Origin of the sequence: Salmonella bongori NCTC 12419, from assembly GCF_000252995.1 — a bacterium.
In the GTDB taxonomy this organism is placed as follows: domain Bacteria; phylum Pseudomonadota; class Gammaproteobacteria; order Enterobacterales; family Enterobacteriaceae; genus Salmonella; species Salmonella bongori.
In genome coordinates this window covers 957,123-974,523 of record NC_015761.1, presented here as the reverse complement: position 1 = coordinate 974,523, position 17,401 = coordinate 957,123, and the positions used below count along the sequence as shown (strand labels likewise).

At 52.3% G+C, this 17,401-nt stretch carries 11 protein-coding genes; 4 read left to right on the top strand and 7 right to left on the bottom strand.

Annotated elements, in window-relative coordinates; genetic code table 11:
- Nucleotides 1–444 precede the first annotated feature (444 nt).
- The 4 genes from pncB (at nt 445) to aspC (ending at nt 6,284) form a co-directional block, all read left to right on the top strand.
- The gene (gene pncB / locus SBG_RS04475) at nt 445–1,647 is read left to right on the top strand and encodes a nicotinate phosphoribosyltransferase (RefSeq protein WP_000191415.1); all 1,203 of its coding nucleotides are present in this window, start codon (nt 445–447) and stop codon (nt 1,645–1,647) included.
- A 166-nt stretch (nt 1,648–1,813) separates the two neighbouring features.
- On the top strand, nt 1,814–3,214 hold the full coding sequence (asnS, locus tag SBG_RS04470; RefSeq protein WP_000117875.1) for an asparagine--tRNA ligase: 1,401 nt from the start codon (nt 1,814–1,816) through the stop codon (nt 3,212–3,214).
- Between the two features lie 603 nt (nt 3,215–3,817).
- Nucleotides 3,818–4,909, top strand: a complete 1,092-nt coding sequence (ompF, locus tag SBG_RS04465) for a porin OmpF (RefSeq protein WP_000977715.1) — start codon at nt 3,818–3,820, stop codon at nt 4,907–4,909.
- 184 nt (nt 4,910–5,093) lie between these two features.
- Nucleotides 5,094–6,284, top strand: a complete 1,191-nt coding sequence (aspC, locus tag SBG_RS04460) for an aspartate transaminase (RefSeq protein WP_000462660.1) — start codon at nt 5,094–5,096, stop codon at nt 6,282–6,284.
- A 61-nt stretch (nt 6,285–6,345) separates the two neighbouring features.
- Here aspC and SBG_RS04455 read toward each other — a convergent pair whose 3' ends face one another.
- The 7 genes from SBG_RS04455 to cmoM all read right to left on the bottom strand — a co-directional run bounded on the left by SBG_RS04455 (nt 6,346) and on the right by cmoM (nt 17,277).
- A complete protein-coding gene (locus tag SBG_RS04455) occupies nt 6,346–6,993 on the bottom strand; it encodes an MBL fold metallo-hydrolase (protein WP_001109476.1) in 648 nt (215 codons plus the stop codon).
- Nucleotides 6,994–7,020: 27 nt separating this feature from the next.
- Nucleotides 7,021–7,569: a YcbK family protein gene (locus SBG_RS04450; protein WP_000357051.1), complete on the bottom strand. Its 549-nt coding sequence runs from the start codon at nt 7,567–7,569 to the stop codon at nt 7,021–7,023.
- 272 nt (nt 7,570–7,841) lie between these two features.
- The gene (gene ldtD / locus SBG_RS04445) at nt 7,842–9,698 is read right to left on the bottom strand and encodes a L,D-transpeptidase (protein WP_000925903.1); all 1,857 of its coding nucleotides are present in this window, start codon (nt 9,696–9,698) and stop codon (nt 7,842–7,844) included.
- 309 nt (nt 9,699–10,007) lie between these two features.
- On the bottom strand, nt 10,008–14,474 hold the full coding sequence (gene mukB, locus SBG_RS04435; protein WP_000572756.1) for a chromosome partition protein MukB: 4,467 nt from the start codon (nt 14,472–14,474) through the stop codon (nt 10,008–10,010).
- Nucleotides 14,474–15,178, bottom strand: coding sequence for a chromosome partition protein MukE (gene mukE, locus SBG_RS04430; RefSeq protein WP_000060026.1), 705 nt, complete (start codon nt 15,176–15,178; stop codon nt 14,474–14,476). The genes mukB and mukE overlap by 1 nt, the downstream gene beginning before the upstream one ends.
- Nucleotides 15,159–16,481 (bottom strand): chromosome partition protein MukF, encoded by a 1,323-nt coding sequence (gene mukF, locus SBG_RS04425; RefSeq protein ID WP_001288862.1) that lies wholly within the window; start codon nt 16,479–16,481, stop codon nt 15,159–15,161. Before mukF ends, mukE begins: the two co-directional genes overlap by 20 nt.
- On the bottom strand, nt 16,474–17,277 hold the full coding sequence (gene cmoM / locus SBG_RS04420) for a tRNA uridine 5-oxyacetic acid(34) methyltransferase CmoM (RefSeq protein ID WP_001154030.1): 804 nt from the start codon (nt 17,275–17,277) through the stop codon (nt 16,474–16,476). The genes mukF and cmoM overlap by 8 nt, the downstream gene beginning before the upstream one ends.
- Between the last annotated feature and the right edge of the window lie 124 nt (nt 17,278–17,401).

Below are 17,401 nucleotides of genomic sequence, written 5' to 3'. Positions count from 1 at the left end.
AAACCTTTCAGGCTTTCTTATCTGTGTTTCATGGCCATTCTTATGATGGCTGTTCAGATTAACATCTCACGATGGCGAGAAAGTTTCAGGAGACAGTAAAAATCCGCCTTGCTGGAAGGCGGCATTGATTGCGCCCTGAAAGGGAATGCCAAAACGTTTAGATTGTCGTGGTTCAGGATCGCCCTATCACTTTTGCGAACGCGTTCTCGTTTTATCTGGCAGTGCCCATTCACTTGTAACAGCCCCGTAGAACCGTTAAAACTCAAATGGTTAGTGGCGATACTGCTACATTTTTATAACATGGGGCACGAAATGCGCTCGACCCTAAAGACAGCTTATGGTGTGATCGGGGTTCAATAAATCGCTAAACAAGGTATACTCCAGCGGTTTTCTTAGTTGTTTATTGTACTAAACGCTCCCGTGAGAGGACGCTACAGCGCACCTATGACACAATTCGCTTCTCCTGTTCTGCACTCTTTGCTGGATACAGATGCTTATAAGTTGCATATGCAGCAAGCCGTTTTTCACCACTACTATGATGTGCAGGTAGCGGCTGAGTTTCGTTGCCGTGGCGACGATCTGCTGGGTATTTATGCCGATGCTATTCGCGAGCAGGTTAACGCGATGCAGCACCTGCACCTCCAGGAGGATGAGTTCCAGTGGCTCTCCGGCCTGCCCTTTTTTAAAACGGATTATCTTCACTGGTTACGCGAGTTTCGCTATAACCCGGCGCAGGTCTGTGTCACCAACGATGGCGGCAAGCTGAACATTCGCTTAACCGGTCCGTGGCGTGAAGTCATCATGTGGGAAGTGCCGCTGCTGGCCGTCATCAGTGAACTGGTTCATCATTACCGGTCGCCTGAAGCTGGCGTGGCTCAGGCGCTTGATACGCTGGAAAGCAAGCTGGTTAATTTTGCTGGGTTAACCGCCGATCTTGATATGTCCCGTTTCCATCTGATGGATTTTGGCACCCGTCGCCGTTTCTCTCGGGAAGTACAACAAGCGATTGTTAAACGTCTCCAACAGGAGTCATGGTTCGTCGGCACCAGCAACTATGATCTTGCCCGCCGCCTGTCTCTGACGCCAATGGGTACTCAGGCGCACGAATGGTTTCAGGCACATCAACAAATCAGTCCGGATCTGGCGACCAGCCAGCGTGCGGCATTAGCCGCCTGGCTCAACGAATATCCGGATCAACTCGGTATCGCCCTGACAGATTGCATTACCATGGATGCGTTTTTACGCGATTTCGGCGTCGAATTTGCCAGCCGTTACCAGGGACTACGCCATGATTCAGGAGACCCTATAGAATGGGGCGAAAAGGCGATAGCCCATTATCAGAAGCTGGGTATTGACCCGATGACAAAAACACTGGTCTTTTCCGATAATCTTGATCTGCAAAAGGCGGTCGAACTCTATCGTCATTTTGCGTCTCGCGTACAGCTAAGCTTCGGTATCGGTACCCGCCTGACCTGCGATATTCCTCAGGTGAAGCCGCTCAATATTGTTATTAAGCTGGTCGAATGCAACGGAAAACCGGTTGCCAAACTTTCCGATAGCCCCGGCAAAACCATCTGTCACGACAAAGCATTTGTGCGTGCGCTGCGTAAAGCTTTTGACCTGCCACAGGTCCGCAAAGCCAGTTAATACTTCCCGGGGAGCCTGACAGGGCTCCTTTTTCAAGTTTATTTCCGAAATCTTTCGCTCCAGCTGCGATTTCTGCTTGTCTGATTGCAGATGCCAGGTAACATAGGAATTCCCCCATTTCGGGGACAAGTGTTTATTATTTCCGACTATTAACAGAGAGAATATTATGAGCGTTGTGCCTGTAGCCGACGTACTCCAGGGCCGTGTAGCCGTTGACCAAGAAGTCACCGTGCGCGGATGGGTGCGTACCCGCCGAGATTCAAAAGCTGGCATCTCCTTCCTTGCCGTTTATGACGGTTCCTGCTTTGATCCTGTACAGGCTGTAATTAATAATTCTCTGCCCAATTATAATGAAGAAGTATTACACCTGACGACAGGCTGCTCCGTCGTGGTAACGGGTAACGTCGTTGCGTCGCCAGGGCAGGGGCAAAGTTTCGAAATCCAGGCCACAAAGGTAGAGGTCGCAGGCTGGGTAGAAGATCCGGATACCTACCCGATGGCGGCAAAACGCCATAGCATTGAATACCTGCGTGAAGTCGCGCACCTGCGTCCGCGCACTAACCTGATTGGTGCAGTTGCCCGTGTACGCCATACGCTGGCCCAGGCGCTGCATCGCTTCTTTGATGAGCAGGGGTTTTTCTGGGTATCCACTCCGCTGATTACCGCGTCCGATACCGAAGGCGCTGGCGAAATGTTCCGCGTCTCCACGTTGGATCTGGAAAACCTACCGCGTAACGATCAGGGCAAGGTAGACTTTGACAAAGACTTTTTTGGCAAAGAGTCCTTCCTGACCGTTTCCGGCCAGTTAAACGGTGAAACGTATGCCTGCGCGTTGTCCAAAGTCTACACCTTTGGGCCGACCTTCCGCGCAGAAAACTCCAACACCAGCCGTCACCTGGCGGAGTTCTGGATGCTGGAGCCGGAAGTGGCTTTCGCCGATCTGGAAGACAACGCGCGCCTGGCGGAAGCCATGCTGAAATATGTCTTTAAAGCGGTGCTCACTGAGCGTGCGGATGATATGAAATTTTTCGCCGAGCGTGTGGATAAAGAGGCCATTGTCCGCCTGGAGCGCTTTATCGACGCTGACTTCGCCCAGGTGGATTACACCGATGCTGTCGCTATTCTGGAAAGCTGCGGTAAGAAATTTGAAAACTCTGTATTCTGGGGAGTAGACCTTTCTTCCGAGCACGAACGCTACCTGGCGGAAGAACATTTCAAAGCGCCGGTTGTAGTGAAAAATTATCCCAAAGAGATTAAAGCGTTTTACATGCGTCTTAACGAAGACGGCAAAACCGTTGCGGCCATGGATGTCCTTGCGCCGGGGATCGGCGAAATTATCGGTGGTTCCCAGCGTGAAGAGCGCCTGGATGTGCTGGATGCTCGTATGGCCGAAATGGGGCTGAATAAAGAGGATTACTGGTGGTATCGCGACCTACGTCGCTACGGTACCGTACCGCACTCTGGCTTTGGCCTGGGCTTTGAACGCCTTATCGCTTACGTCACTGGCGTGCAAAACGTCCGCGATGTTATTCCGTTCCCACGTACCCCGCGCAACGCCAGCTTCTAATCTTTTGTAAACCAAAGGCCAGCATAGCTGGCCTTTTCTCTGCCCGAATGTCAGTTTTATTTTCAATAAGTAAATAAATTTAATTGCAACCCTCTGAATTCAAACATCTTGTTACTCAATATTTCACGTCATTATTTACTTATAAAAATAAGACCTTAAATTTATTGCGGATTAGAATTTTCTGTTCTGATAGCACATTTTTTCGCCGTGATTTTAGGCATCCGGATGTCCAGACATAAAATATTATCAACCGCTTTGTCAGCTGCTTTTTTAAGCATAATGGTTTCAACGTAAGATAAATATAATAAAATCATATAAATAAAAAGAGAAACGATAAATAAGAACCAGAACAGAAGGGAAATTTGATGTCGTTCACAAAGTTCCTTTAAAATAATATTTATTTACATATTATTTCTATTAGAAACAAAATCTTTATCTTTGTAGCACTTTCACGGTAGCGAAACGTTAGCTTGAATGGAAAGATGCCTGTCAGACACATAAAGACACCAAACTCTCATCAATATTTCTGTAAAGTTTTATTGACGGAATTTATTGGCGGCAGTGGCAGGTGTCATATAAAAAAACCAATGAGGGTAATAAATAATGATGAAGCGCAAAATCCTGGCAGCGGTGATCCCTGCCCTGCTGGCTGCCGGAACCGCAAACGCAGCAGAAATTTATAATAAAGATGGCAATAAACTGGATTTGTACGGTAAAGCCGTGGGCCGTCATGTATGGACAACAACCGGCGATAGTAAAAATACCGACCAGACTTATGCCCAGATTGGTTTTAAAGGGGAAACGCAGATTAACACCGATCTGACCGGTTTCGGTCAGTGGGAATATCGTACTAAAGCAGACCGTGCTGAAGGCGAACAGCAGAACTCGAACCTGGTCCGTCTGGCCTTCGCGGGTTTGAAATACGCGGAAGTGGGTTCAATCGATTATGGTCGTAACTACGGTATTGTTTACGATGTTGAATCGTACACCGATATGGCGCCCTACTTCTCCGGCGAAACCTGGGGCGGTGCCTATACTGATAACTACATGACCAGCCGTGCTGGCGGTTTGTTGACCTACCGTAACTCTGATTTCTTTGGCCTGGTAGACGGTCTCTCTTTCGGTATCCAGTACCAGGGTAAAAATCAGGACAACCATAGCATCAACTCTCAAAACGGCGATGGCGTAGGTTACACCATGGCGTATGAGTTCGACGGTTTTGGCGTCACCGCAGCCTACAGCAACAGCAAGCGTACTAACGATCAGCAGGATCGCGATGGTAATGGCGATCGCGCCGAATCGTGGGCTGTTGGCGCGAAATATGATGCGAACAACGTCTATCTGGCAGCCGTATATGCTGAAACCCGCAATATGAGTATCGTTGAAAATACAGTTACCGATACTGTTGAGATGGCAAACAAAACACAGAACCTCGAAGTGGTCGCTCAATACCAGTTTGACTTCGGCCTGCGTCCGGCAATCTCTTACGTACAAAGTAAAGGTAAGCAGTTGAACGGTGCCGACAGTACCGCCGATCTGGCGAAATACATTCAGGCGGGTGCGACTTACTACTTTAACAAAAACATGAACGTATGGGTTGACTACCGTTTCAACCTGCTGGACGAAAACGACTACAGTTCCAGCTACGTTGGCACCGACGATCAGGCGGCTGTGGGTATTACTTACCAGTTCTGACCAGCAGACCCCTTTGTTTTATGCCCCAAAAACAGGACTTCGGTCCTGTTTTTTTATGTCTCTTAGAGAAAATGTGCGTCTTTCAAAAACAGGCGGGCTTTTTATCGCTAATGGTTGGCATTTTGTAAATCTGCCGTTAACCTGATAGCGGATTTCCCTTCTGTAACTACAATGGAACCTCGTCATGTTTGAGAACATAACCGCCGCTCCTGCCGACCCGATTTTGGGCCTGGCCGATCTGTTTCGCGCCGATGACCGTCCCGGGAAAATTAACCTTGGCATTGGCGTATATAAGGATGAAACGGGCAAAACACCGGTACTCACCAGCGTTAAAAAAGCCGAGCAGTATTTACTGGAAAATGAAACGACAAAAAATTATCTCGGCATTGACGGTATTCCGGAGTTTGCTCGCTGCACCCAGGAACTGCTGTTTGGCAAAGGTAGCGCACTGATTAACGACAAACGCGCGCGCACGGCGCAAACGCCTGGCGGTACTGGCGCGCTACGTGTTGCCGCCGACTTCCTGGCAAAAAATACTCCGGTAAAACGGGTATGGGTGAGTAATCCCAGTTGGCCAAACCACAAAAGCGTGTTTAACTCCGCTGGACTGGAAGTCCGTGAGTACGCTTACTATGATGCGGAAAATCACACGCTGAATTTTGACGCATTGCTGGAAAGCCTGAACGAAGCGCAGGCTGGCGACGTGGTTCTGTTCCACGGCTGCTGCCACAACCCAACCGGGATTGATCCTACGCTGGAACAGTGGCAAACGCTGGCCCAGCTTTCTGTCGAAAAAGGCTGGTTGCCGTTATTTGATTTTGCTTACCAGGGTTTTGCCCGCGGTCTGGAAGAGGATGCGGAAGGTCTGCGCGCCTTTGCCGCACTGCATAAAGAACTGATTGTCGCCAGTTCTTACTCAAAAAACTTCGGCTTATATAATGAGCGCGTCGGTGCCTGCACATTAGTTGCCGCTGATGCGAAAACCGTAGATTGTGCCTTCAGCCAGATGAAATCAGCCATTCGCGCCAACTACTCCAATCCGCCAGCTCACGGCGCGTCTATTGTTGCAACTATTCTGAGTAATGACGCCCTGCGCGCCATCTGGGAACAGGAGCTGACGGATATGCGCCAGCGTATTCAGCGTATGCGTCAACTGTTCGTGAATACCCTGCAGGAGAAAGGTGCAAACCGTGATTTCAGCTTTATTATCAAGCAAAACGGGATGTTCTCATTCAGCGGTCTGACCAAAGAGCAGGTATTGCGCCTGCGTGAAGAATTTGGCATTTACGCCGTGGCTTCTGGTCGCGTAAACGTGGCAGGCATGACGCCGGATAATATGGCGCCGCTGTGCGAAGCCATCGTCGCGGTACTGTAAAAAACTGTCGGCTGGCGTAACCGACAAAAAAGCCTGCACATTGCAGGCTTTTTTCTTCTGCTTACCAGACCGGCATCTCATCTTGCAGGAAGGGATTATGCAGACGCTCGTCACCGAGCGTAGAGAGGGGGCCGTGTCCTGGAATAAAGGTCACCTCATCGCCAAGCGGCAACAGTTTACGCTTAATTGAGTCAATGAGCTGATGATGATCGCCACGAGGAAAATCGCTGCGCCCAACGCCGCCTTTGAAAATCACATCGCCAGAGATGAGCAGTTGCGACTGCTCATCAAAGAAAACCACGTGTCCTGGCGTATGCCCTGGACAATGTAACACCTGTAACGTCACATTCCCTACGCTGACGCGATCGCCTCCATTCAGCCAACGGTCAGGCGTTAATGGCTGGCACTCCTCCAGACCAAACATACGGCTTTGTGCTGGCAGACCTTGCAGCCAGAACTCATCTTCTTTTTCCGGACCGATAACAGGAACGCCGTAATGCTGCGCCAGTTCACTCGCCGCGCCGACATGATCGAGATGCCCATGCGTGAGTAAAATTTGCATCAACGTCACGCCACTGGCGTCCACTTCCTGTTTAATTTTCTCAGCGTCGCCGCCCGGATCGACCAGCGCCGCCAGCCGGGTTTGCTCGCACCAGATCAATGAGCAGTTCTGGGAGAATGCGGTGACCGGAATAATACGATAGTTCATACAGCTCCTTTGATTAAGCCTCGCTGATTACCAGTGCCGCGTCGGCCCGGTATCAATATGCACAAAGTTACTACGTGGGTAATATCCTACACCACCTGCGCCCATAGATAACGCCGCTTTGCGAATATTGCTCAGCGCCACGCCTTCAATATGAAAATCCATCGCCTGTCCTTTCGTATGGTAGCTTTTTTTGGCTACACCACTGCTACGAGCGCGTAATTCATTATTGGTATCAAGAGAGCGGTAGCCCGAGATGAGTTGCACAGGTTTACGCGTCCCTAACAGCCCCTGCAGTCGGTAGAGTTGATCAAACAGGCGGGGATCGATTGAACGGACTTTATTCGCACGATAGTCACGGAAAAAATGGTTTAACTTTGCTAATTCATCCTGAATGTAGGCTCTTCCATCGAAAAATTCCGCCTTGATTGACTCTCCGGTATGGAGATTGTTTAACGTCAAAATACGCGGGCGTGGGGTCGAGAGTGTGGCAAACGCTGGCGCGGGCAGGATGGCGGCGCCGAGAGCGACACCACCAAGCGCCAGCAGCTTGCGGCGATTAGCGTCAAATTTGTCCATGATAATCAGGTCTACAGGTCAATGTTATCGTTAATACACTTCTACCTTTAAGCAGGTGAGATATCAGCGGGCACAGGCTTCTGAGCGGCCAGGACTGCCGACGCCATCGACTCAAAGGTTGTTGTATATGCACTTCTGGCGCACGAAAGGCACCTTAACTGGCGATAAAGCCCGCGTCAAGATGGCCCTCCCCCCGCAACAACGGGGGTCTACAGCGAAACGCCCCGTTGAAGCCAAACATTAGGACAACATATTTACCAGAACGTCTTCATTTACCTGATTAATTGTTCAACCTTTGGCACAATTTGTGCGCTGGATCGCGCGGTGAGATCGTAATTGTAAATATCTGTACGATACTGCATCCGACCGTCTGCGCCGACAAACGCGGTCAGATAGTAAAGATTAACCGGAATGTTCTGCCGGATATTCACATACCGTGTGTCGCCTTGCTTCAGAGCGCCGGAGATTCGCGCGTCATTCCAGCCTGCATCCTGCAATAGCATATTCGCCAGTTCAGAGGCCTTATTGACCCGCACGCAACCGGAACTTAACGCCCTGGCATCACGCTGAAAAAGAGTATGGTTGGGCGTATCGTGCAGATATATCGCGTCTGAACTCGGCATATTAAATTTATAACGCCCCAGTGAATTATGCGCCCCGGGTGCCTGCTGGAAACGGAACGGAAGATTCGATGGCGTAATAGTGGCCCAGTCAACCTGCCACGGATCGATCGCTTCTTTACTGTTCCAGCCGCGCATCACGGTGTAGCCATGGCGCTCCAGATAGCCTGGGTCATTCCACACCTTCGGTAAAATATCTTTACGCGCAAGCGTGGGCGGAACGTTCCACGGCGGGTTCACCACCACATTATTCAGCGCGCTGCTCATCATCGGCGTTTTACGATCGGGACGCCCGACGATCACCCTCGAAGCCAGCACCTGGTTGCCATTCTGATAGTAGACCAGCGAATAAGCGGGAATGTTCACCATAATACCCGTGGATAATTCTGCCGGCAGCAGGCGTAAGCGTTGGATATTCAACGCCAATACGCCTGCACGTTGCGCAGGCGTCATATTGAGCCAGTTACGTGTTGCCTGGCCGATAACACCATCTGCCCCCAGACCTTGCCATGTCTGGAAACGTTTGACTGCCTCAACCAGCTCACGATCGTAGGCGGCGCGTACCGCTGCCGCCTTGCTGCGGCGGGCCGTTTGTTGCCCGACCGGCTGTGCCACCGATGTTTCGACATTTGCGGCGGAGGGGCTGACGACTACGCTATCAGAAGCCTCATCGCCGGGTAAGGCTATCTTCGGGCCACCGTCCAGCATCCCTGTACGCTGCAATATTTCACGCAGTGCGGGCACATCGTTACTCCATTGCCCCGGACGCAGCGTCGCGGTATTGTTCAACTGCGGCCATGGACGAGAATCCGCCACCAGCTTCAGCAACGCGTCATGCATGGGCGCATATTGCGGATGCTGTGGCGCCAGGCTGGCGACAAAGGCTGGCAACTGCCCCTCTTCCAGCGCCATTTGCCACTGGTTAATCACCGAGACTGGCGGCGTCGCCAGCGCGTAGGGTTTGTTGCTATATAACCAGCGGCTGCCTTTGACAGGGATATTCGCAATGAAATGAAGATAGCCCATCATAGCATCTGACAACACAACATCGCGCGCCATACCATTTACGGCAGGATCGGTCAGCAACGCTACCCAGGCGGTAAACTGCGGCTGGAAACCAGCGATCGCTACTTCCGCTAACTGCTGCTGGAAAGCTTTTACCGCATCGCGGTTCTCCCACATGGGCTTCATGTCGCGCGCGGCATAAAGTAATGTCAGTTGGCTCATATAGACCGGCGTATAACCGGAAGGGAGCTGCGCTTGCAAATCAGCACGGACTTTCCCGGCTGCCACCCCCTCCGGCAACGGCTGAATCCCGGTCAGGATCGCCGTCGCGACTGACTGCTTCTGCGGTTGCGATAACGCGCCCGCCTGCCCAATAGCGACAGCGGAACCATCGCCAGGTATCATTTCAGGCTCATCGGCCTGCGCATTAAACAGTGGAGCGAATGTTACGGCCAGGCATAAACTGATTGCCGTCAGACGACCACACATCTTGTTAAGCAACATCCCTTGTCCCCTGTTTTTGTTATCATACTCCGCATGACCGTGTCGCCCGCGCCGCGGGTCAACCTCACCCCAGGCTTCTGTTTCGTATGATGAGTACGCCTGCTCACTCGTCAGGCTTAATCCCAGTATATAAAGTTCAATACGTTTTTGCCTAACCTAATGTAAAGAAGTTTAAAGAAAATGCACGGCTCAGAGCGGATTTTCAGATAAAGAAAAAGGCGGCTTTCGCCGCCCTGAAACTGATACCAGACGTAATGCCTGATGCTGCCACGCTTATCTGCGAAAGTCGCTACCTGTATGCTGGCATAGTTAACTCGCCTCTGAAGGCACATCTTCTGCCGGGGTACCAGGAAGCATCTCCGGTAACTGCGGCGCAAAACCACGTAGCCCAACGACATGCACGTGCTCAGTATTCTGAAATACTTTACGCACCAGTTTATATGTCGTGCCCTTTTCCGGACTGATATTTTCCGGCGCCGCGATAATAAGCTGCATCTGTAAACGTTCACACAATTCAAACAGCGTGGCGATAGAACGCGCATCCAGACGCGCCGCTTCATCGAGGAACAGCAGGCGACATGGCGAAATATCTTTCCCGCGTAGCCTGCGCGCTTCGTCTTCCCAGCTTTGCACCACCATCACCAGAATCGACATCCCGGTCCCGATAGCTTCCCCGGTCGACAGCGCGCCGGATTCCGCCCGTAGCCAGCCGTCAGATCCACGGTTAACTTCAACTTCCATTTCCAGGTAGTTACGGTAATCCAGCAACTCCTCGCCAATGGTCTGTGGCGTGCGTTGCCCCATATCGATCTGCGGATTCAAACGCTGATACAGTTTCGCCAGCGCTTCGGAGAAAGTCAGACGATTACTGTTAAACAGATCCTGATGCTGTTCCTGCTGTTCTGAAAGCACGTCCAACAGGGTGGCGTGCGTCTCACGCACGTTGACGTTTAACCGTACGCTATTAACCTGACCAAACGAAACGCTTTGCAAGCCCTGGTTTAGCATCCGGATACGGTTCTGCTCACGCTGGATAGTCTTACGAATAATATTCGCCACACTCCGGGAACTGATCGCCAGTTTTTGCTCACGCGACGTCAGTTCTTCCGTCAGACGGCTCAGTTCAATCTCCATTTGTTCAATGGCTTCAACCGGATCGTCGGTACGAATGATATCCTGACGAATACGTTCGCGCAGATGCTGATAAACGGCCACAAAGAACTGGATTTTACGTTCCGGACGTTTCGGATCTTCCGACAAGCGCAACACATCGCGCAAATGTTCGTTATCCGCAACCGCCAGACGCAGTGCGCCTAACGCCTTATCCGACATAGAACGCAGCTCATCCGCCGACAGATAGGCCAGTTCACGGCGATGCAAACGACGTTCTACGCCATTATCTTTCACCATCCGCATCACTGCGCACCAACCGGCTTTCGCGGTCACGACCTGCTCGCGCATTTCGTGATAATCACGCTCCAGCTTACGCAGCTTACGGGTCAGGTTATCCATCTCCGCTTCGCAGAAGGTAAGCGCCTTCTCAAGCTGATTACGGCGCGAACGGTTATTACTCAACTGGGTATGCAGTTCGTCACGACGCAGACGGGCACGTTCTTCCGCCCCGTTATCGGCGCGAACGCCAATATCCTGTAATTCGCGTTGCAAATCATTAAGCAGCTCTTTCTTCGTGTCGTAAGAGCTTTTTAGCGAGGCCAGCACCTGGTTGTACTGACTCAGCTGCGCGGCGTGGCTTCGCAGGGCTTCGCGGGCGCGGGTGCGCTCGGCTTCCGCCTGCTCCAGCCGCTGACGCAGTTTTTCATTCAGATCGCTGTTGCCGCTCAGCATTTCCGCCGAGTCGGAATAACTGAAATGTGCCCGACGCTCGACGACTTCAGCCAGCGCAAAAGCCTGCTGGCGTGCGTCGCGCTGTACTTGCTGGGACCACGCATAATCTTCTTTTAACTGCTCGAACTGTTCCGGATCGCTTTGCAAAACAGAAACGACTGGCTCCAGTTTGGCTAACTGGTTGCCAAACTGCTGCACAAACCGCGCCGCTTCCTGCGCTTCATCCAGTCTCTCCTGAATTTCATCAACCCGATCGGCCAGCGTTTCATCGGCCAATAAATTCAGCCTCGGTAGCAAACGGTTCAGCGCGGAAACGCCCTCTTTTGCGTGCTCAAACTGGATGCGCTGCTGCTGGTTGTCATTTTCATGCGTCGCCAGCGCACGCTCCAGCTCGACGCGACGCCCGTTCAGCCGGCGAATCTCCGCTTCCGGATCGTCCTCAAAAGCGACTGAAAGGTGGCTACCGATAAAACGGCTGAACGCCTGATGCAAACGCTGGGTTTTCTGAACATCAAACGAGAGCGTCGCAAAGCGTTCGGAAAGCACTTCCCGCTCCGCATGGAGGCTTTCAATACGGTTCTCGCGCGCCGCACGGCCAAAAATAGGCAGTGACGGGAAGCGCGAATAGCGCCACTGGCGGTCGGCAATTTTCACTACCACTGCCTTTTCCAGCTCGTCAACGCTGAATACGCTGTCATCGAAAGACTGCGGATCGCCTTCGATCAGGTACAGATCTTCCGGGCAATCGGTCAGGCCTTCAAGCTGTTCGGCAATTTGCGATAAATCCGGCACGACGATCGCATGGCGCGACGGGCCATACAGCGCGGAAAAGTACGGCGCATCTTCAAGGCTGACATCATCGTAGATTTCCGACAGCAGAACCCCGCCAAAACGCTCCGCCAACGCATTCAAACGCTGATCTTCCGCGCCGCCCGGCTGGCTTAAACGTTCGATCTCTTCATCAACCGCATTTTTACGCGCGCCAACTTCGTCGCGTTCAACAATGGCTTCGCGCTCACGCTCCAGCAATTGTTGCAGGTATTCGGTCACTTCCTGGCTGGAGGTAAACTCTTCGCCGCACTGTTCGCTAAGCTGGTTAAGGCTGTTTTGCGCTGCCAGCCAGACGGGCGCCCGCTGCATAAGGTGCTGAATGCGCGACTGAAGCTGTTCCTGCTCCTGACGCAGTGCCAGTCGTTGTTCACTGGCATTCGCCACGCTGTCTGACAGCGCCGCTATACGCGCTTCAAGTTCCTGGTGTAGCGCTTCCAGTTCGTCAATATCAAAATTTTTGCCCTGGCGCTTACAGAATTCCGCCAGCAGACGTTCAGCTTCTTGCTGCTCGCGCAACCGCTGTTCCAGTTCGCTCAAACGCATCCGCAGCGGTTGTACCTGTTCCGCCAGATGACGCTGGTTAACGCCATCCCGCAGAAGCTCACGCGCCACATCCCAGGCCTCGCTACGCGCCAGCGGGCCGTTGATCGCCGCGACCAACTGGTAAGCCTGCTCAAACTGGCTATGCGCGGTTTGCGCCACGCTCATTTTTTGTTCCAGCGAAAGCAATTTTTCTGTGGCTTCCTGCTCTTTCGCCTGGAATGTATCCAGCCATTCGGCGGCGCTTTCCGCGGTGAGATCCGGCAGATGGCAAAGCTCTTTGGCGCGAGCGAGCGCCGATATCGCCTGGTTATACTGGATCGCGCGTGTCTGCTGTACATCCAGAGCCTGCTGGTAATCCGCAAGCTGGCTTTTGAGTTCATCGACTTCCAGTTCGGCGGCTTCAGCGCGCGCTTCATTTTCTTCCTGCATTTCGGCGGCTTCTGCCACCACTTCGTTTTGTTCTTCGAGCCGAATCTGCAATTCTTCAAGATCCGCCTCATAGCGCTCAATTTTTTCCTGCTGACGCAGAGCGGTTTGCACCAGGTTCAAATGGTCGCTCGCCGCCTGATAATCAGCTTCAAGGGAACCCTCCGCACCGTTATGCTCCGCCAGCTCGCGCGCCATATCGACATGCTTGTACTGCTCAGCCGCCAGCTGTTGGCGAGAGGTATACCATTCGCGACGGAACGCCAACGCCTGATCAAGGTGAACCCGACGCTCATTGGCATGGCGCATATAATCCGCCGCCACATAATCGGTGGCTTCGCTGATCAAATGTTTAAACAGATCGCGATCGGATTGGGTCACGCGAATCGCTTCCAGCGTGAGCCGGTTCTCGCGCAGCGCCGCTTCCATATCCTGGAACGCCTTGCGCACTCCGCTGTTTTCCGGCAATAAATAGTCGCGTAGCGATCGAGTAATGGCGCTGGAAATCCCGCCGTACAGCGAGGCTTCTATCAAACGATAGAATTTACTGCGATCGGAAGCCGAGCGCAGACGACGGGCGATAATCCCTAAGTCGAACATCAGCGAATGATAATCGGTGATGGAGTTGAACTGCTTAAACTGCACGCCTTCCATCTCGTCAAGCTTGTCTTTCAGCTCAGCAAGCGACAGTACGCGCGCCTGACGTTCGTTTAATGTCTCCGTCACCAGTTGTGTCGGCTGTACCGACATCGGCAGCCCCTGAATAGCGAACGGTTTAATGTCCACTTTGCGATCGCGCCCGGCAACCTGCTGCAGACGCACGCCGACCACCACCCGCTGATGGCGAGAATTAATGGTGTCGAGCATGGAGTAACAGACGCCCGCCTTCAGCTTACCGTGCAGACCTTTATCGCGCGAACCACTGGTGGCGCCGGCTTCCGTGGTGTTACGAAAGTGTAGTAAGGTGAGATCCGGAATCAGCGCTGTGACGAAGGCCGCCATCGTCGTGGATTTTCCGGCGCCGTTGCCCCCGGATAACGTCGTGACCAGTTCATCAAGGTCAAAGGTGCGGGCAAAAAAACCGTTCCAGTTAATCAGCGTTAGCGAGCGAAATTTACCGCGTTCAATCATTATTCTTCCTCTCCACTGTCCGGCTGATTCTCTTCGGTCTCATCATTGAGTTGCAGATGGTTTTCAATCGGCATCGCTTCCCCGTCGCGGATGAGGCGACGCTGCGCCTCGCGTGGATCGTCGCCGGTACGAACATCTGCGCCAAAGCGAAAGACCGATTCTGTAATGCGGAATTTGCTGCTGTCGTGGCCCATAAACCACACCATGCCCAAACGACGCAGGCGGTTCAAAGAAGAACGCACCTTTTCCTGCAATTTCTGACGATCAACGTCAGATCCTGTCGAGCGGTTATTTACCAGCTTCAGCAGTTTGGCTTCGTCCGCCAAGGTGAGCAGTTCATCGTATAGCTCCTGCTGGGTAAAGATCCCTTCGTTGGCCAGGCGTTCCGGGCTAAGATAGAGATAACAAAGAATTTTACCGACCATCATATCCAGTTCGGATAACACCGAGCGCGGGATAAGCGTGGTAGAACGTGGACGCAGGTAGAAGAACCCCTCCGGCGCGCGAATCAGTTCCACGTTATAACGCGCGTAAAACTCTTCCAGGTATTCCTGAAAATCCATCAGAAAGGCATGATTATCCAGTTCGTCCAACCCGATGTGGCGGCCCGAACGCAATGCGCTATCCAGCGCCGGAAATAACGGATTCGCCAGCGCCTGCGCCAGCTTAACCGGCATCACTTGTTCAATATTTGTCAATGACATGCGCCTGTACCTTGGCTCCGTAATCATTAATCGGCTGCCATTTGGCTGGCAGTCCGGTGAAATCTGCTTGCGCTACGCCAAGACGTACCGCTTGATCGATAACAATGCGCGCCACGTCGAAATGACGCGCACGCGGATATTGCGCCAGATACTCGCGCACCACCAGCCCAAGATCCAGTGGCGTTTGTCTGGTTTTATAGATAGCCAACTGTTCTTCAATGATGGCCGCCAGTTGCTCGCGGATCTCGTTAAACTCTTCATATTCCAGATCCGGCGGCAGTTCCCCGGTGACTTCATCGTCACGTAATGCCATCTCTTCGTCGCGCATATCCAGCAAACGATCGGCGTTAGCGTAAGTTAAGGCCCACGGGTCGTCGAAATATGTTTGTACAGACTGACGCAAACGCTGAGCAAAAACGCGGTTTTTATCCATATCGATCGCCGTACGGATAAATTTATGCACGTGCCGGTCGTAGCCGATCCATAAATCGATAGACTGTTGTCCCCAACTGATAATACGGTCAAGTTTGCTTTGCAGGTCAAAGACCAGCCTGTCGACAAAATGCAGATCGTCATGAGACATCGTCGCATCCTGGATGCGCAGCAGGTTCGCCTGCAGCTTGTCGCCTGCCGCTTCCAGCGTATCCTGCAATTCGCGCAGCGTGCCGGAGGTTTCGGAAAGCAACAGTTCACAGCTCGAAATCGCCGCGCGCCAGTCTTTATTCAGCAGTTGTGCGATATCATCTTTTACCTGCTGCTGTTGCTCATCCATAATGCGCTGAGTCAGATCGATACTGTCGAAAATTTCCGCCACCGAATATTTCAGCGGTGCATAGACGTTACGGTGCCAGTGGAACTCATCGCCGCCCTCTTGTGCCGCGTCCGCCGCACGTTTCAATTCGCCAGCCACAATTGATAGCTGCATAGAAAGACGTAGCGTAGAAAACTCCCGCTGGCGGATATAATAATCGGTGATGCCAATTCCCAGCGGCGTCAATCGGTAAATTGCATTGCCCTCGGCCTGCTCGCTGGTAAAGCGGTTCAGCAGACGTTGACGCACCATATCGTTAATCGCGTTATTAGCGCGCACGCCGATGGTTTCGCTGGTTTGCTCAAACGCATCACTTACATGGCGGAATGCATCCACCAACTCGCCTTCGCTCATCTCGCCGTCCAGACGCTCGCCGTTCAACGTGGCGACCGCCAGCAGAAACGAAAGTCTGTCTACCGGCAGCGAGATGGAAAAGTCATTTTTTCTGGCCCAGGCAACCAGTTCGGGGACTGTCTGGGAAAATTCACTCATAGGTTATCCTTGCATCTGCGGCTAGAACCGGGCTTTTAATCGCGGTGACATGAATATAACGCCCAAGGCTAATATACGGCTCCTGGCGGCAATAACGCGTTTCCAGTTCGACTAATGTCTCATAACAGTCACGCTGCTGGTGCTTTTCACGCAGATAATCATGAAATACACGCACGCCGGTTTTACCGGTAATCTGCCAGCCAATCGCTTCCAGCCACTGGTACACCTGCGCGGGATCGCGAGGATAGTCAGGCGACAACGTGCGCTTCTTGCGTTTAGGCATTCCTGCCTGCACGTAGTCAAAATTTCCCGCCACCATATTGTGCATCAGCAAACCGTTAGCGTTATAAAACATCAACGACAGTACACCGCCAGGACGCAATACTGACCAGAGCGTTTCTAATACACCGACAGGATCGGCCACCCACTCCAGCACAGCATGAAACAATATCAGATCAACCGGGCTTTCCAAATGCGAAGCGACATCCTGAGCCGGGCATTGTATAAAATGCATGTCTTTGCTCACACCTTTTGCCTCAGCTGCCTGTTGCGCGCGGGCGATCATTTCGCCAGACAGATCGCATAACGTCACCTGATGGCCGCGCTCGGCCATTTTGATCGCCGTTTGCCCTTCGCCGCCGCCAGCATCAAGCACCTGCAGTTTTCGCCCGCCGGCCCCCTCCAGCACGCGATCCAGGTCTTGCCAAAGAATGGCTTGCCGTAGCTGCCCTTTGGTCGTGCCGTAAATGTTACGGGAAAACTTTTCAGCAATGTCATCAAAATTGCGATCCTGCATCGGACTCTCCACAGGCTGGCTCAGACGGTATCTGATAAAACCGCTATTTTGTCACAGCCGCGGCGAGAATGAACCTGTCTGGTGTAATATCACTATTAATCCTCCGCTATATGGTTAAAAAAGG

What these genes read in the sequence shown, in the direction of transcription:
- ompF (WP_000977715.1), top strand. Translation starts at nt 3,818, where the DNA reads ATGATGAAGCGCAAAATCCTGGCAGCGGTGATCCCTGCCCTGCTGGCT.
- mukF (WP_001288862.1), bottom strand. Translation starts at nt 16,481, where the DNA reads ATGAGTGAATTTTCCCAGACAGTCCCCGAACTGGTTGCCTGGGCCAGA.
- SBG_RS04450 (WP_000357051.1), bottom strand. Translation starts at nt 7,569, where the DNA reads ATGGACAAATTTGACGCTAATCGCCGCAAGCTGCTGGCGCTTGGTGGT.
- asnS (WP_000117875.1), top strand. Translation starts at nt 1,814, where the DNA reads ATGAGCGTTGTGCCTGTAGCCGACGTACTCCAGGGCCGTGTAGCCGTT.
- aspC (WP_000462660.1), top strand. Translation starts at nt 5,094, where the DNA reads ATGTTTGAGAACATAACCGCCGCTCCTGCCGACCCGATTTTGGGCCTG.
- pncB (WP_000191415.1), top strand. Translation starts at nt 445, where the DNA reads ATGACACAATTCGCTTCTCCTGTTCTGCACTCTTTGCTGGATACAGAT.
- ldtD (WP_000925903.1), bottom strand. Translation starts at nt 9,698, where the DNA reads ATGTTGCTTAACAAGATGTGTGGTCGTCTGACGGCAATCAGTTTATGC.
- SBG_RS04455 (WP_001109476.1), bottom strand. Translation starts at nt 6,993, where the DNA reads ATGAACTATCGTATTATTCCGGTCACCGCATTCTCCCAGAACTGCTCA.
- cmoM (WP_001154030.1), bottom strand. Translation starts at nt 17,277, where the DNA reads ATGCAGGATCGCAATTTTGATGACATTGCTGAAAAGTTTTCCCGTAAC.
- mukB (WP_000572756.1), bottom strand. Translation starts at nt 14,474, where the DNA reads ATGATTGAACGCGGTAAATTTCGCTCGCTAACGCTGATTAACTGGAAC.
- mukE (WP_000060026.1), bottom strand. Translation starts at nt 15,178, where the DNA reads ATGTCATTGACAAATATTGAACAAGTGATGCCGGTTAAGCTGGCGCAG.